Origin of the sequence: Paenibacillus sp. FSL R5-0908, assembly GCF_038006245.1 — a bacterium.
Lineage (GTDB): Bacteria > Bacillota > Bacilli > Paenibacillales > Paenibacillaceae > Paenibacillus_AQ > Paenibacillus_AQ odorifer.
Genome location: NZ_JBBOUV010000001.1, coordinates 5,131,151 through 5,147,364, shown reverse-complemented (window position 1 = coordinate 5,147,364; position 16,214 = coordinate 5,131,151). Strand labels below are relative to the sequence as shown.

Here is a 16,214-nt window from a genome sequence, read left to right as displayed (position 1 = left end):
TCCTCTGCAACCTGGCAATCATGGCCTCAAACGAAAAAATGAGGCTGTAGATCCATGGTTTTGCGTCATCCTCTTTCGAGGATTTTGCCAATATTAATTTATAGTTGATAAGAATAATTTTCCTTTACAATATATTCCTCATTAATTTTTGTCAACATAATCCGCTAAAAAAACTCGAAATTTGACGAAAGTCTTGTCCAAGAGATGAAGTTTTGCCTCGCGAAAAAAACTGCCACCTAAGACTCAGCTTAGGTGGCAGTTGATAGTTTTGAACTAGAATTTAAAGATATGAATGGTTTTTTGCAGATTAAATACGGCCTGGGTCATTTTTTCCGTTTCTTCTGCAACAGATTGCAGGGCATTAATCTGTTCATTCATAGCCGCCGATACCTCTTCTGTGCCAGCAGCGGTTTCTTCGGTGATTGCTGAGATATTCTCGATTGCACTCGAAATTTTCAAGGCACTTTCTAGCATAAGATCACTCTCCGCAGAGAATGAAGAGATTTGCTCGGTAATGTACTGCACGCTTTGTACAATTTGTGCGAAAATATGGGCAGTTTGTGTGATCATTTCGTTCTGAACCTGCACGACCTCTTCATTGATGGCGATATTATCGATGGCTTGTTTAATATCTGACTCAATGCTGCGGACCAAACCGAATACTTCTTTTGTGGATGCCGTAGATTCCTCAGCAAGCTTGCGAACCTCTTGAGCTACAACGGCAAAACCCCGACCATGCTCTCCGGCACGAGCAGCTTCGATGGAGGCATTCAGTGACAGCAGGTTGGTCTGCTCAGCGATCTCTGTGATGGTCTTGGTGATCATCGTAATCCCGCGGGCATTTTGTGAAAGAGCTTCAATAGTATCAGCCACTTTTTGTGTAGCCTCTATGTTTTTACGCATGCCTTCAGCCTGTGTATCTACGGATTGGCGCCCTTGCTCAACAAGTTCTAAGGTATGTATTGAACGTCTGTTCATTTCTTTGGTGGAGTTCGTATAATTGGATACTTTGGTCTCAATGTCTTTAATGGATTCTGTCATATCAGCGATATCCGTAGATATTTCATTTGCACCAAGAGCGAGCTCAGTAGAGGAAGAGGCTACTTGTGCCATGACAATTTTCAGGTTCTGGTTCTTATCTTCGATTCCGCGGCTTGCATCCATAACTTGACGGGTGATCTGTGATGCATCGGTCAGAATCTTCTTGAGCTTATCAATCATTGTGTTAAAGGAGCGGCTTACGTCACCCATTGAACCGTTTTCGTCCGCTCTGCTAGTGAAATCCCCCTTCGAAATACTGTGAGATACATTAGCAATATCATCAAAAGAAGATGTAAGCGTTCTCTCCACGAAGCGAGCAACAGGTAAAGTCAGACCTGCAAGAACAACTACTAGTATAATTCCTACGAGAAATTGACCTAGAATCATTAACGTAACTAAGACAGGAATAGCAAACAGTGCGGCAACGAGGTAACATCCGGCAACAATTCTTTGTTTTAACGGAAGTTTGTGCATCCAGCTCATTGGTAAAATGTCCCCCTTATTAAATTTTATGTAATGGTGTTATTATAGGGGATTTATAGGTCATTGGTCTATAGAGAAGTGTCATAAATCTTCTTTAAGTAGTAGATATTTAGAATTCATGTCAAAATTCCTCATATATTGTGGAAATTGTTTTAATAGCAGACTTTACCATCCCTACTAGTTCGGTAGGAGCTAAAACAATAACTGAAGGAGAGAAAGAGAGTACGATACGACAGGCAGATTCTATAGTATTAAACTCGGCCTCTACGTTCATCCACCCAGTATTAGCAGAGGGTTCTACTAAAGTTATAGTTACATATCTTTCACGTTGTAATTCTTTAAGAATAGACTCATTCACCTTTAATTTCACTACATATTTTGGCAGTGCTGCTTTAAAAGCTGAAGTCGATTGTTCCCAGTAGCTTTTTAAATCAAAAACCTCAGGTCTGACAAATGATTCATTAGTTGCTTCAGCTTGTATTAATCTTGACACGCGAAAAGTCCGCATTTCACCCTCGGTTCGTGCCACTACATACCAAACTCCACGTTTTGCGACTAACCCGAGAGGTTCAATGAAACGCTCCTTCATCTCGTCGTTCCGTGGGTAAGTGATCTTCACTTTATGGTCTTCCCAAACAGCTTCCTGCAGGATAGATAGAAACGGGTACGTCTCGTCGGAAGGGTGCCAGCTGGCACCATCAATATGAATGCGCTGGCTCAGGTAACTGGCTGGATTATTCGGCCTGGATGGGGAAGCAGCCTCCAGCTTAAGCACGGCAGAAGAGAAGTCGTTTTGTATACCCAGATCTTTTAAAATCGAGGAGTCTGCGGACAACAGCAGAGTAGCAATCTCTGAGGGCTTCATACCCGTTAACGAGGTTCGGTAACCTTCTGTGAGCATCCAACCCCCTTCGCGTCCCCGTTCGGCAAGAATCGGTATTCCTGCTGTACATAAGGCTTCCATATCTCTAAACACAGTTCGTTCAGACACTTCTAAGGTCTGGGCTAGCTCACGGGACGTCATCTTTCCACGATTTTGCAGCAAAAGTAAGATGGATAACAAACGATCGGCTCTCATTAAGTGAACACTCCTCCTCCTAATAAATGTTAGCTAGTTCTTAATAAATTATTATATTATATATGTCAGTTGATGTCATATTAAAGAATTATACTTATATAAGGTAAGGATTAAATACAGAACATTTAGAGAAAAACAAGTGTAGAAAGGATTGAGAACATGACTTTAAAAGGAAAAGTAGCATTGGTCACCGGGGGCAGCAGAGGTGCTGGTAGAGGAATTGCATTGGAGCTGGCAAGGAAAGGTGCATTCGTTTATATTACGGGCAGAACGACAGAGGCTTCTGGCACAGAGCATAGCAAGCGGAGCATTGATAACGTACTTAGGGAAATAAAAGCAGAGGGAGGGTCCGGCAGCGCCATACGATGTGATCATACAAAAGATCAGGAGACAGAGGCAGTCATTCGCCAGATTGCTTCAGAGCAAGGGCGGCTTGATATTTTAGTCAATAATGTATGGGGCGGGAATGACTTGCCTATTGAGCAGAAGTCTTTTTGGGAGCTTCCTACAGCGCACTGGGATAATATGTTTAATGCGGGTGTGAGGGCGCAATTGGTAACAAATTATTTCGCAATACCTTTAATGCGCGAGGCAAAAGCTGGCGGTCTAATCATCCATACAACCTTTTGGGATCATTACAAATATCTAGGAAACTTCTATTATGATCTTTCTAAAAATACACTTGTGCGCATGGCCTACGGGTTATCGAATGAGCTTAAAGAGGACAACATTGCAGTTATTCCGCTCACTCCGGGCTGGATGAGGACAGAGGCGGTGCTGGAGAGCATGAACACGGATGAGGAGCATTGGCATGAGGTTGAAGAATTGCAGATGACTGAATCCACAACCTATATCGGTAGAGCAGTCACTGCTCTAGCAGCCGATCCTGAGGTCATGTCTATGACCGGACAACCGCAGCAGGTTGCTAAGCTGGCTGAAAAGTATGGATTTACAGACATCGATGGTCGGACTGTTCCCGCATTCTTAGTCTAAACAGCAATCTTGATCTGTTTGATCCCATATGTGCGTACGAAGCAGTATAGGACACAGCTGATCTAAAATGCAGCATTTTCGTATATTTAGGACGCTATCGGTCCCCATAGACGCTATTGATAGGCAAAACACCTGATTTAGCTCTCTTTTTGAGGAATAGTGACACTGGAGTCCGAAACCCTGCTTCAAAAGCGGAATTATTGCATATAAGGTCATCTGGGTCCGAAACCTCAAGGGTGTCCGTAAGCCTCACGAGGGAACTCGGTTCGGCGTTGTAGATGAATTCGAAACAGGTTAGCTAACAATCAACAACAAAAGCAGCGAAACTCCTATAAGAGGAGAATCGCTGCTCTGTTGTTTGATTTCTATCCTATTGCTTACAGAAGAATGATTTCTTCTGCAGTGTTGATTTCTGGCAGGCCAGCAAGCTTCACAAGCACATGAGTAGGTACAGCTTTATCAACGGTCAGCAGCATGATTGCTTCGCCACCAACGATTTTACGTCCCACTTGCATGGAGGCGATATTGACATCATTTTCGCCCAGCAATGTACCCACAAGTCCGATAATCCCTGGTTTGTCGTTATGGGATACGACAATTTGATGTCCTTCAGGAGCGATATCAACGGGGAACTTGTTCACTTGAACAATTCTTTCTCCATAACCTTGCAGCAATGTTCCGGCTACGAGACGTTCTTGGTCGTGATCTGTTTTAAGGGTCACGGTAATCAGATTAGTGAAGCCTTTAGTTTTGGAAGCTTTAGTTATTACTACATTAACGTCGCGTGTTTTTGCCAAGTGCATGGAGTTAACGATGTTAACATCCTCAGCAAAGTGGCGGGAGAGCACGCCTTTCACAATATAGCGGGTAAGTGGTTGGGTATCGACATCTGACAGATCACCCGCATACTCAACATGGATTTCACGAATAGCACTATCTGTAATTTGGGTAACAAAGCTGCCCAGCTTCTCACCAAGTGTGAAGTAAGGCTGGAGTTTGTTCATTACGCTTGGAGCAACTGGAGGAATATTTACAGCATTGATGAACGGTTCATTACGCAGAATATGCAGTACTTGTTCCGATACATCGATCGCTACATTCTCCTGTGCTTCAATTGTAGAAGCGCCCAAGTGAGGAGTCACGATAATTTTTGGATGCGACAAAAATGGGTGATCTGCTTGTGGCGGTTCTTTTTCGAATACGTCAAATGCAGCGCCAGCAACAATACCGCTATCAATAGCTTCTACTAACGCCATTTCATCAATTACACCACCACGGGCACAGTTGATGATGCGCATTCCCTTTTTCATCACTTCAAATTGCGGGCGGGAAATCATATGGCGTGTTTCCGGAGTAAGTGGAGTGTGCACAGTAATGAAGTCTGCTCCGCGGACTACATCGTCAACGGAAGCTAATTTCACTTCCAGTTTCTCAGCACGCTCAGCAGTTAAGAAAGGATCAAAAGCAAGGATTTCCATGCCGAAAGCTTTGGCACGTTTTGCCACTTCGCTACCGATTCTGCCCATTCCCAGCACACCTAAAGTTTTGCCACGAAGCTCTACACCCACGAAGGTTTTTCTATCCCAGGTTCCACCAATTGTTTTTGCATAAGCTTGTGGAATGTGACGGGCCAGCGCCATCATCATTGCAAAAGCATGCTCACAAGTTGTAATGGTATTTCCATCAGGAGCGTTGATAACAACAACCCCACGTTGAGTAGCAGCTTCCAGCTTGATATTATCTACACCCACACCTGCACGACCAATGACCTTTAAGTTTTTTCCAGCTTCGATAATTTTTTCAGTTACTGTAGTTTGACTGCGGACGAGTAGACCATCATATTCACCGATGATTGCAACGAGCTCATCTTCACTGAGACCTGTTTTTTTGTCTACAACCACATCTGTTGCGTCCATCAATTGCTGAATGCCCAAATCACTGATTGGATCCGATACTAATACTTTAAACATGGTTTCTTATCCCCCTTAAAGTTGAAAAGCTTTATATGTCGAGGACGCCCTGATGGGCAGTCCACAATACCAGAAGGTTCACGAACTAGTAGAGAAAAACATGTAATAATAGTAGATCAACGCGGTGTCGCACAAAAGAAATAGCGTGCAAGAGTACCGCGAAATCGGTAACTTTGGGCATAAGGTAGTATTTATGGGGGATTAGGGAATTAAAAAAACTCCCAACCCCATACTACTGCCGTAGTAAGGGACGAGAGTTATCTTCGTGGTACCACCCTAATTCACTGCAACTTGGAAGAAGCAGCCTCATTGGCCTGCATAGGCCACACTGTTAACGGAGTTGATCCGATTGTACCTACTTTAAGGTTCGATACAATATCTCAGGAGCGCTAAAGATAACTGTTCGTCACCGGTTTGCACCAACCACCGGCTCTCTGAAGACTTTCAGGATCTTTGTTCCATCATCGGTTTTGAATGATTAATTTTTTCATAATGTAACACGGTATGCAAGTTGTGTCAATAGGCTTTACAAGTAGCGTTTCTTGAAGTGAACTTCATTTTTCGTTATGATTCAATAACTGGTTCTATTCAAAAAAGAACGGAAGCTGTGGAAGTGTCTCCTTGTTATAATACTGTTCCCGCCATTTTACAAAATCCTGTTCCTGCACAGCACCTGTAGAAATCAACAAGGTTACTGAGGACTGGATATCCGAAAGATTTAATGAGCTTGCAGTGCCTGAGTAAATCATATCGTCTATTTTAGCAGTGATGTCCTGAGGATCATAACCTGCAAAAATTCCGCGATTCAACATCATATCAGCGATAGAAGCATTTTTCAAAAGCAGCGGCATTTTTTTCCACTGGATGAAAGACATCGTTTTTAGTTCGCCAGGTGCAGAAGGTATTTTCTGGTTTGTCTTAGAGCCCCATTTTAGCATAGAATCATAGAAGTTCTTTTGTGCTAAGAGACCGTACTTCACGGCGCCGGTTGTAAATTCATCATTTTTCAATAACTTGGCTGTTTCTGCACCAGATGCACTAGTAGAGACTTTGCCGGAGGCTTTAGAAAATAAAGTTAAGCTTTTGAGTACATTGACCTGTGACTGATGTAATAGAGGAGAGTTAGTGAAAATTGAATCTTGATTAACTCTTTCATATTGCTGGTCTGCTAGAATACTTAGATTCTTCATTACTGCCGCATTCATACGAGCATCTGTGCTGCGCGCTAACTTATCTACTTGAATGTTCCAATTCCGCTTGAATTCCCGATAGGGCAAAAATACGTTATGATAGAAAGTAACAAGATCCTGCTGTTGATATGAGCCCGTGAATTCTACTAATCCATTCATGCTTGATGGATTGTCATATTTGGCTTCAGTTTTGTCTGCGCCTACCTTAACGCCAGTAAAAAATGCGGCGAAGGCGCAAACTAGGAAAAACAAAAAAACTAGCGTGTATAACATTTGATTGCGGGACTTACGTTTGCTCATAATAAATGCTCCTTTTTCTGGGGGGATTATCCTATGTATTATGTATTGATAGCAACACTATGGACGGTTTCTCTCTCGGAGCGGCCCGAAAAAAATAAAGAACAGGCAGGTCACGATGAAAAAATTCAAATTTGGCGAGATTAAGGTTAAAAAGGTAGAACCAGGCCAGTTGACAGACCGTCTTCTGCTGCTCAATCTCTATATCACTCAGGGGCTCACATTAATTATCGGTTTGATATGGATATTATTTCAGAAAAGAAATCCTTTTCAGCTATTAATTATTCCAGAAAAAGTACATTTTGTGGCATGGGGCCTCGGTCTTGCTGCTGCAATGCTAATTGTTGACTATTTATTGACACATATTGTCCCTGAGGAAAGCATGGATGATGGTGGAATAAACGACCTTTTATTTCGAAATCGCCCTGTGTGGCATATTATCGTCATAGCAGCAATTGTATCGGTATGTGAGGAGCTCTTATTCCGCGGAGCCATCCAATATTCCATTGGCCCTTATTGGACGAGTATAGTATTTGCTCTTATTCATGTCCGTTATTTACGTCACTTTGTACCTACCGGCTGGGTATTCTTAAGCAGTTATGGTCTTGGATATATTTATATTCAATCGGGCAGCCTCTGGGCCCCTATACTATGTCACTTCTTCATCGACCTGATCTCAGGTCTGGTGATCCGCTATAGGAGGGAATCATGAGTGAGGAATTAAGCCGGGTAAAGTCTCGACAAAAACAACACAAGAGTGAAAGCAAACATCCTGGCAAAGGTAAAAAAGAAAAGCGGACTTCGGAGGCTGTAAAAAAGGCTACTCCTGAAAAGAAGCCTACTCCTATAAAGAAAAATGCTACCGCTCGGGTTTCTACGGCAACTTTATCAAGAAAAGCTCGCCGCCCAGCAGGTTCTGCAAAGCGCTCTTCCACAGGAAGTAAAGAGAAGGACGAAGAATCTGTTCCTTCTCGTTCAGATACTTATTCTTCAGAAAAAGTTCGTTTAAGCAAGATGTTTGTGAATTCTTTGATTTTTATCTTTGTTATTTTGCTAATAGGGCTGCTTTGGTGGGGAATTGAAGGAGCGCCTCCGCTGAGTACATTATGGTGAGTACATGGGCATGGGGAGTGGTCTTGGCCATTCTATTGATAGCTGCGGCTGTTGTCATAATCATGGTGATCAACGCGTTTAGAAACAGAATTATTACCGAGGAAATAATGCTAGATTCGCTACCTGAAGAGTTCGATGGATTTCGTATCTTGTTTATAACAGATATCCATCGCCGCCGCCTTCCGTCCTCGCTTCTGATGCCATTAAAGAGTGGAGTAGATGTTGTCTTTCTGGGAGGAGATCTAACGGAAAAAGATAGCCCTTTAAATCGTCTTGTCGATAATATGACTCTAGTTACTTCTATTGCATCTACCTATGTAGTGCATGGAAATCATGATTATCGGGCTAATATTACAAGGGTGGATGAGATTATTCAGGACAGTGGTGCAAAACTGTTAATGGATGAAAATGTGGCTTTTGAACGTGAGGGAGCTAAACTTTGGTTAACCGGAATTGATTTTCCGGAAAATGGGGGCAAAACTCCATACCGTCCTTTTCCGCAATTAGCCACAAACACTTCTGCTGAAGATACCTGTCGTATAATTCTTGTACATGATCCGCTTTGGTTGTCCAAGCGCCAAAGTGTGCCAGCGGACCTGATTCTGGCAGGTCATACGCATGGGGGCCAGGTGATCCTTCCGTTTGTGGGTCAAAGACATGTTGAGCATTTCTATCATAAATATGACGCTGGAAAGTTTAATTGGCCAAGAGGTGACGGTTCCGCAAAAAATGCGCTGCTGCTGATCAGTAGAGGGTTTGGAACAGCACATCTGCCAATTCGCTGGGGCAGTCCTGCTGAAATGCATGTGCTGACACTGCGTAAATCAACCCAATAGTGCTTGCTCTTTCCAGTAAGAAAAATAGGTAGCGTAAAAAAAGGGGGGTCCAAAGCCATGGAAATGGCTTTTGGAACCCCCTTCTATTTTTCGTTTGATTTGAAACATTTGCACTGACGAAGCAATTATCGGACATGTACGGATAATGAGATCAACGCATTTTTAGCTCAATGCTGCGCGGATCAACAAAGCTATATCCTTTGCCCTCAAGTGTAGTGAGCAGGGTATCCAGACCTTCAACGGTCCATGGTAGCTCATGCATCAGGATATTACTGCCAGAATGCAGCTGATCGGTAACATTGCTGATCAATTTTTCTGTCTTACCCGTTTCTTTTTCTTTCATTTCCCAGTCAAGAGAGCCTACAGACCAGGTCATGTATAACATTCCATTCTCGGCAGCGACCTTCTTGCCAACATCCCCGCCAGCACCATGTGGCGGACGGAAAAAGTGAGGAGCTTCTCCCAGCGTTTCTTTGACAATATTTTGAACATCTTCGATTTGCTTTTTAACCTCAGTATAGGACTTGTCTTTCAATACAATATGATCCCAGCTGTGGTTGCCGATAATTCCACCGCGGTTATGTATTAACTCCAGAAGCTCAGGATGCTCCTTAACACGATAACCATTCACGAAAAAGATGGCTTTAGCTTGATGTTTGTCCAGAACATCCATCAAAGGGTTAATCATTGCCGCATCTTTAGGACCGTCGTCAAAGGTGAGCAAAACCACTTTTTTATTTGTAGCTTCCTCATTAGGGACGATATCGTAATTTTTGTTCATATGGTACAGCAGTGGAATTTCAGCGGATGCTTCGCCCTTACTGGCTGTACTATTTCCTGTAGTACCTCCATCTGCTGTTGCTTCAGGGGTAGGACTGGCTGTTGCTTCAGGTGATGGCGCCGTAGTTTCTGCGCTTTGTGTAGCTGCCGCCGTGGGCGGATTGTTGGTGGTGGTGTTTGTTTCCTTGGCTGTATTTCCATTTGCACCGCTGTTGCCACAGGCAGTAAGCAGCAAGGTAGCCAATAGGAGCACTGATGTCATTTTACCCACTTTTTTCAACTCGCTTTCTTGTTATTAGGTTGTATGAGCCGGAATCTTTCCGCGAACACTAAACATGATTTTACCATACAAGGAGGCTGGAAATATGAATACTTCGTCATTTTTATGCGGGGTGCTGATGGGCGCCGCAGCCAGTATGATTATGTCCAAAAAGCGGAATTCTTTAATGTCTTCGCTAGGGCAATCGGGTGGTCCCATGAGTGGAGCAGCAGATAAAGCTAAAGAAAAAATAATCGGTATGGCCACGACTGGTTTTGGTAACACTGCTGTTTCAAGCAGTAATGCTCAAAGTAACGGTTCAAGCAGCGGGATTTCTGAGCATAAGACTGAATCACCAGTGAAGTCGAAGGAATCCAATCTTAAATTGTTAAAGGAATTCATTCGCAGCAATCCTGAAGTAAAGAGCGAAGTAGAGCAGATTCTTAAAGAAACGCATACAACCATACCGGGATTGTAACCGTAAAGGACTCCATCAGAATCATTTTGGGGATGAAATATTCCGCAGAATGATTCTTTTTTATTATTCAGGGCCTTGGAAATGGTTTATTCAATAGAGAGGATTTTATATATTTATTTACGTGCATTTATCTCGGCAAAATGATAACATACTTACATAGTAACCATTTTTGGCTCATTACTCGGGACTCATCATACATTATAATAAATGAGCTTGCAAAAGGAGGATCCTGTCATGAGAATAGAGCGATTAAGTCAAGATAAGATACGGATTTTCCTCACTTTTGACGACCTGAGCGAGCGGGGCATACAGAAGGAAGACATGTGGCAGGAAGTTCCTAAGGTTCATGACCTGTTTACGGAGATGATGGATCAAGCATATAGTGAACTAGGTTTTGATGCCACGGGTCCGCTTGCCGTAGAAGTTTTCGCATTGCCCGCGCAAGGCATGGTCGTTATAGTGACCCGAGGAAAATATGATCACCATCAGTACGGTGCGTCCGGGGAAGAAGAATTGCCAGAAGAGATTTATGAAATGGAAGTTACTCTTGAACAAAGCGACTCCATTGTATATGCATTCCGCGATTTCGAGGTTCTGGTTGAAGCGGCTCATGTGCTCATCGGTAATATTACTTCCCAGGGGAAACTGTATTCTTATAACAATAAATGGTATCTGTATTTCGATCCAAAGGAATTTGAAGAAACGGCGTTGTCAGGTCTTGTTGGCGTACTTGCTGAGTTTGGAGATTCCTCACCGGTCACAGAAGCTGTTCTCGATGAATACGGGAAAACAGTGATGCCGGAGAATGCGGTCCAGTTATTGTGCACTCATTTTAAGCGTCAGGAGTAATTAGGCAAGATCTAGGGGCTGATGACCATTGTTTAGGCCGATCAGCCCTAGTCTTGTTGTTGGTGATATGTCGGTCATTCTTGTATCAAAGTTATCATCTACCTTGCTGTGTAACAGCAGTAATAGGGTTTAGGGGTGTAGGGAGGTTATTCGGTGCTCGTGTTATCGGTTATTACGTCGGCAGTAGCGCCGGGACTTGCTCTGTTGACCTTTTTTTATCTGAAAGACAAGTATGATCAAGAACCGCTTCATGTAGTCATTAAAGTATTCTTGCTCGGCCTTCTGATTGTGTTTCCAGTAATGATCATTCAGAGAGGGCTGATGCTGGGACTAAATGGTGGTCCCTATGTGGAGTCGTTTCTCATATCCGCTGGCGTGGAAGAATGTCTAAAGTGGTTTGTGCTGTACCATATGATTTACAATCATACCGAATTTGACGAGCCATATGATGGGATACTATACGCTGTGGCGATTTCGCTCGGCTTCGCAACAATAGAAAATGTAATGTACGCTTGGTATAGCAACGCTTCAATCGGATCAATGTTTCTGAGAGCACTTCTTCCGGTTTCTGGACACGCTATGTTTGGTGTGATCATGGGCTACCATATGGGAAGGGCGAAGTTCTCAAAAGGAGTTCATACCCGCAGAATTCTGGTGTTTTCTCTCCTGTTGCCATGGATGTGGCATGGGATATATGACTTTATTTTGAGTACGACAGCCAACTATTGGATATGGTTTATTGTGCCTTTGATGGCTATTCTATGGTATGGAGGTATGGGAAAGGTTGCTAGGGCCAACAGCCGTTCTCCTTTCCGCTTTCTGAAACGTGAAGAAGAGGTTAACCTATAATCGAGATGGACACACTTATATTCGAAGGGCAGTTCCTAGTAAGGAATTCCAGAGAGGAGAGAGGTGTCTTTTTTTGCGTATAAAAGTACGTATCGTTTGCAAACAGTGCGGTGAGACTTACATATTAAGAGGGATTAAAGAGCAGGGTGTCATTCAAACCGGCTTTAAACAATGCCTTTGCAGTAATAGCAGTGGCTTTGAGATTGAAGAGAGAGCATGAGCGGACGTTATAGTCACATTGTGTAGCAACTTCAGTGCATAAGACTCCTAGTTTATTGTCAAACTAACGCCAATAAGCTATCGAAAGGAGTCTTGTAGCCCTATGTACAAAAGATTAAGTGCTGTAATGTTCCCGCTGACCGCGCTGCTGCTGATTGGTGCGCTTGTGTGGGGTTATCAGGAGAATCAGGAGAAGAATTCAATACTAATTAAGGCGGAGAATCAATATCAACGCGCCTTTCATGATTTGTCCTATCATGTGGACCGTCTTCATGGTGAGCTTGGAAATACGCTTGCGGTTAACTCTGCTTCTAATGGGATGCACCGTAAAGGACTTGTGAATGTGTGGCGGATGACTAGTGAGGCGCAAAATGAGATTAACCAGCTGCCGCTGACCTTGCTGCCATTTAGTAAAACAGAGGAGTTTCTGTCCAAAATCTCCAACTTTTCTTATAAAGCCGGGATTCGTGACTTCACTAAAAAACCTCTGACAGATGGAGAGCTGAGCAATCTAAAAGCATTGTATAAGAACTCAGGAGAAATCTCTAAGGATTTGCAAGAGGTACAAAATAAAGTCATTGGCAATCGGCTGCGCTGGATGGATGTTGAAACGGCGTTGGCGACAGAAAATAAAGCGGAGGACAACACGATTATTGACGGCTTCAAAACGGTGGATAAACGTGTAGGGGCATATCCTGAGCTAGACTGGGGTCCTTCAGTAGCAAGCATCTACGATAAACGTTCCGTCAAAATGCTCGGAGGTACCCCCGTGACTGCCGAAGACATCAAACGTAAGGCGTTGAAGTTCGCGGATGCGGGCTCCAATGCTAAAGTGGATGTTAAAGAAAATGGGAAGAACACCGAATGGCCATCCTATACAGCAACTGTTAGCGCTTCGAATAAGAAGCACACCATTAGTATGGATTTCACCAAAAATGGCGGGTTGCTGATCTCTTATTATGATAACCGTGAGGTTGGCCCTGCCAAAGTTTCTATTAAAGAAGCAGTAACCAAAGCAGAGCAGTTTCTAGAGAAAAAAGGATATCCACATATGACTGCAGTCAGCGCTGATCGTTACGATAATATCGGGAATTTGACCTTTGTAACCAAACAGAATGAAGTATTGATTTATCCTGAAAAGATGACCATTCGTATGGGGCTGGATACAGGTGATACCATCGGTTTTGAGGCCAGCGAATACGTCAATGAGCACAAGGACAACCGTAAGCTTCCAAAACCAAAACTTACCCTTGCAGAGGCAAGGAAATTTCTGAATTCTGATTTCAAGGAGCAATACAACCGCCTGTCCTGGATTAAAAATGATGATTCCGTCGAGGTCTTGACTTACGAGTTCGGTGGAGGGGTCAATGGCTCTAAGTATCGTATTTACATTAACGCCGAGGATGGAATTGAAGAGTCTGTGGAAGAAATCAGACCTTCTTCGGGGTCTGAGGCAAAATAAAAGGGAGGGCGCATCCAGCAGTTGGGTGCGTCCCTTTTTTTTGCAATATCTATAAAATATATCTGACTGGCTGATATTCCCATGCTATAATCAGGGGTAGTGATAATTACTAAACTGATGTGGCGGTGACATCTTTGTATCCTAAAATTAACGAATATCTATACATACAGGTTGCTTCCAGTGACGCTGCTGAAGCAGAAGTTGAATATAGATCAAGAATTGCAGAGACGGAAGAAGACGCATTCCTGATTGAAATTCCTATGCAGGAGAGCAATGGTCGTCTAAAAAGGCTCTTTATGGGGGACGAGCTTTCGGTTTATTTTCTAACTGAGGGTGGCATCAAAAATTACTTTAATACTTATGTTCTGGGCTTTAAAGAAGATGTAATTCGTATGGTCCGGATTCAAAAGCCGGAGACTGATTCGATTTTTAAGATCCAGAGAAGAAGCTTTTTCCGAGTGAATGCTGATCTAGAGCTTGCTGTGAAGGATAGCCTTGGTAAACGATTCCTGGTTCGTACAGATGATATTGGTGGTGGAGGAATCTCCTTTTTGGTGGATAACCAGGTTAAGCTGGAGGTTGGTAATAAATTGTCCTGCTGGGTACTGGTGCCTTATCGAAACGGAAGCACGGAGCATGTTAATTTTGAAGGTGAAGTAGTGCGCATTAAAAAGCTAGAAAATGGACGTCTTTTAGCGATGTTGAAATTTGTCGCTATTTCAGATTTGGAACGCCAGAAAATTATCCGTTATTGCTTCGAACGTCAGTTTGATTTCCGCAACAGATAAGCATTTTTTACAGCTCTATTAAGCTGTCTGATTTTGCACTGAAGTATAAACTGTGGTATAATTTTATAAGTCGCAGGCAATGCCTGCTTTTTTCTTGATAATATCATCAAGCATAACAATTTATGTGTGCTTATTGATATTGCAGGAATAGTTTTCGTAACGCTAGATGCTTTTTTTATGAAAGAGTGTTTGAGGAGGAATGCCCCGTTGGATAGGCAGGGTACACATACTTATGACAGAATAAACGTCGCCATCGACGGACCTGCCGGGGCAGGCAAGAGCACTGTAGCCCGATTGGTAGCCCAGAAGTTGTCTTATATCTATGTCGATACTGGTGCAATGTACCGGGCAATCACCTGGTATATGATCCAAGAAGGCATTGAACCGGAAGATCAGCATCGAGTGAACGAGAAGGTTCGCGACATGGTGATTGAACTTATTCCGGAACGAGATATTCAGAAGGTGCTGATTAATGGGGAAGACGTGACCCCACATATTCGGAGCCTTCAGGTTAGCGGCCTTGTGTCGCAGTATGCGAAGATCGAGGATGTTAGATCCAGACTGAGTCAATTGCAGCGTCAGATGGCGCTTCGCAAAGGCGTGGTAATGGATGGCCGCGATATCGGTACAACCGTGCTGCCGGATGCCGAGGTAAAGATTTTTATGACGGCAAGTGTGGAAGAACGAGCTCTCCGTCGTTATAAGGAACTGAGAGACGCGGAATCGGTGACGCTTCAGCAGCTTGAACACGATATTGCAAAGCGGGACCGTCTGGATGAAGGACGGGAGATTTCACCGCTGCGCCGTGCAGAGGATGCTATTCTTCTGGATACGACTTTAATGAATATCGATCAAGTTGTGGAGGCCATTGTATCCCACTGTAGATCTCATGTTGACGGGGAGAGAAATCATTTATGATTTATGCAATTTGTGTTGGATTGCTTCGCTTGATTTACGCAATCCTTTTCCCACTTAAGATTGTGGGGAAAGAAAATGTGCCAAAGGAGGGCGGGGTACTGCTCTGCGCTAACCACATTAGTCTGCTTGATCCAATGACTATTGGAATTAAGCTGGACCGTCAGGTAAAGTATATGGCTAAGGCTGAACTGTTTGAGGTTCCGGTGCTTGGCTGGCTCATTAATAAATTGGGTGCTTTTCCGGTGAAACGTGGCGGCGTAAGCAAAGAATCCATAAAAACGGCCCTTAACACACTTCGTAATGGTAATGTCATGGGTATCTTCCCGGAGGGTACGCGTAACTCTGATGCCGGAGTGGCCAAGAAGGGTGCTGCTAGCTTTGCACTTCGAAGTGGCGCAGCAGTTATTCCAGCGGCTATTATCGGCCAGTATAAACCCTTTCGACGCATGGTCGTTGTCTACGGTGCTCCTGTAGACCTTAGTCAATTTGCCGGTGCGGGGAGCGAATCTCTCGAGGCTGTTACCGATGTCATTATGGATCGCATCCGTGAGATGAAAGAGACAGGTAAACCAAGTGCTAGTTAAGGGATGAGCAGAACAACAAATTTTGCT

General features: G+C 43.5%; 16 protein-coding genes, 1 riboswitch and 1 other annotated feature. Of the genes, 11 read left to right on the top strand and 5 right to left on the bottom strand.

Annotated features, from left to right (window positions below; genetic code table 11):
- Nucleotides 1–2 precede the first annotated feature (2 nt).
- Nucleotides 3–99: riboswitch (cyclic di-GMP riboswitch) on the bottom strand.
- Between the two features lie 174 nt (nt 100–273).
- On the bottom strand, nt 274–1,524 hold the full coding sequence (locus MKZ09_RS23475) for a methyl-accepting chemotaxis protein (RefSeq protein ID WP_076134700.1): 1,251 nt from the start codon (nt 1,522–1,524) through the stop codon (nt 274–276).
- A 121-nt stretch (nt 1,525–1,645) separates the two neighbouring features.
- On the bottom strand, nt 1,646–2,602 hold the full coding sequence (locus MKZ09_RS23470; protein ID WP_076204256.1) for a helix-turn-helix transcriptional regulator: 957 nt from the start codon (nt 2,600–2,602) through the stop codon (nt 1,646–1,648).
- Nucleotides 2,603–2,761: 159 nt separating this feature from the next.
- Here MKZ09_RS23470 and MKZ09_RS23465 point away from each other — a divergent pair, with 159 nt between their 5' ends.
- Entirely contained in the window at nt 2,762–3,595 is an 834-nt protein-coding gene (locus tag MKZ09_RS23465; protein ID WP_076134698.1) for an SDR family NAD(P)-dependent oxidoreductase, read from the top strand.
- Nucleotides 3,596–3,972: 377 nt separating this feature from the next.
- Here MKZ09_RS23465 and serA read toward each other — a convergent pair whose 3' ends face one another.
- Both serA and MKZ09_RS23455 read right to left on the bottom strand, forming a co-directional pair.
- Nucleotides 3,973–5,565: a phosphoglycerate dehydrogenase gene (serA, locus tag MKZ09_RS23460; protein ID WP_036676193.1), complete on the bottom strand. Its 1,593-nt coding sequence runs from the start codon at nt 5,563–5,565 to the stop codon at nt 3,973–3,975.
- Between the two features lie 243 nt (nt 5,566–5,808).
- Nucleotides 5,809–6,039 (bottom strand) — a binding site (T-box leader).
- Between the two features lie 110 nt (nt 6,040–6,149).
- Nucleotides 6,150–7,055 (bottom strand): hypothetical protein, encoded by a 906-nt coding sequence (locus tag MKZ09_RS23455; RefSeq protein ID WP_076134697.1) that lies wholly within the window; start codon nt 7,053–7,055, stop codon nt 6,150–6,152.
- Nucleotides 7,056–7,170: 115 nt separating this feature from the next.
- On the opposite strand from MKZ09_RS23455, the gene MKZ09_RS23450 reads away from it, so the two are divergent.
- Genes MKZ09_RS23450 through MKZ09_RS23440 form a run of 3 tightly spaced genes read left to right on the top strand, consistent with a single transcriptional unit; the run spans nt 7,171 to nt 9,001 of the window.
- Nucleotides 7,171–7,764 carry a CPBP family intramembrane glutamic endopeptidase gene (locus tag MKZ09_RS23450; RefSeq protein ID WP_036676197.1) on the top strand — a complete coding sequence of 198 codons (594 nt, stop codon included), beginning with the start codon at nt 7,171–7,173 and terminating at the stop codon, nt 7,762–7,764.
- Nucleotides 7,761–8,165, top strand: coding sequence for a hypothetical protein (locus MKZ09_RS23445; RefSeq protein ID WP_076134696.1), 405 nt, complete (start codon nt 7,761–7,763; stop codon nt 8,163–8,165). The genes MKZ09_RS23450 and MKZ09_RS23445 overlap by 4 nt, the downstream gene beginning before the upstream one ends.
- 23 nt (nt 8,166–8,188) lie before the next feature.
- Entirely contained in the window at nt 8,189–9,001 is an 813-nt protein-coding gene (locus tag MKZ09_RS23440) for a metallophosphoesterase (protein WP_162636769.1), read from the top strand.
- Nucleotides 9,002–9,152: 151 nt separating this feature from the next.
- Here MKZ09_RS23440 and MKZ09_RS23435 read toward each other — a convergent pair whose 3' ends face one another.
- Nucleotides 9,153–10,043 (bottom strand): polysaccharide deacetylase family protein, encoded by an 891-nt coding sequence (locus MKZ09_RS23435; RefSeq protein WP_179088891.1) that lies wholly within the window; start codon nt 10,041–10,043, stop codon nt 9,153–9,155.
- Nucleotides 10,044–10,146: 103 nt separating this feature from the next.
- Here MKZ09_RS23435 and MKZ09_RS23430 point away from each other — a divergent pair, with 103 nt between their 5' ends.
- The 7 genes from MKZ09_RS23430 to MKZ09_RS23400 all read left to right on the top strand — a co-directional run bounded on the left by MKZ09_RS23430 (nt 10,147) and on the right by MKZ09_RS23400 (nt 16,187).
- Entirely contained in the window at nt 10,147–10,518 is a 372-nt protein-coding gene (locus tag MKZ09_RS23430; protein ID WP_076134693.1) for a hypothetical protein, read from the top strand.
- Nucleotides 10,519–10,752: 234 nt separating this feature from the next.
- Complete coding sequence (locus MKZ09_RS23425; RefSeq protein WP_036676203.1) at nt 10,753–11,367, top strand: genetic competence negative regulator; 615 nt, start codon at nt 10,753–10,755, stop codon at nt 11,365–11,367.
- Nucleotides 11,368–11,520: 153 nt separating this feature from the next.
- A complete protein-coding gene (gene prsW, locus MKZ09_RS23420) occupies nt 11,521–12,216 on the top strand; it encodes a glutamic-type intramembrane protease PrsW (RefSeq protein WP_076134692.1) in 696 nt (231 codons plus the stop codon).
- A 322-nt stretch (nt 12,217–12,538) separates the two neighbouring features.
- Nucleotides 12,539–13,897, top strand: coding sequence for a germination protein YpeB (gene ypeB, locus MKZ09_RS23415; RefSeq protein WP_076134691.1), 1,359 nt, complete (start codon nt 12,539–12,541; stop codon nt 13,895–13,897).
- A 134-nt stretch (nt 13,898–14,031) separates the two neighbouring features.
- Nucleotides 14,032–14,685: a flagellar brake protein gene (locus MKZ09_RS23410; RefSeq protein WP_036676209.1), complete on the top strand. Its 654-nt coding sequence runs from the start codon at nt 14,032–14,034 to the stop codon at nt 14,683–14,685.
- A 207-nt stretch (nt 14,686–14,892) separates the two neighbouring features.
- Nucleotides 14,893–15,603: a (d)CMP kinase gene (gene cmk, locus MKZ09_RS23405; protein WP_254848699.1), complete on the top strand. Its 711-nt coding sequence runs from the start codon at nt 14,893–14,895 to the stop codon at nt 15,601–15,603.
- The gene (locus MKZ09_RS23400) at nt 15,600–16,187 is read left to right on the top strand and encodes a lysophospholipid acyltransferase family protein (RefSeq protein WP_036676211.1); all 588 of its coding nucleotides are present in this window, start codon (nt 15,600–15,602) and stop codon (nt 16,185–16,187) included. Before cmk ends, MKZ09_RS23400 begins: the two co-directional genes overlap by 4 nt.
- The last annotated feature ends 27 nt before the right edge of the window (nt 16,188–16,214 follow it).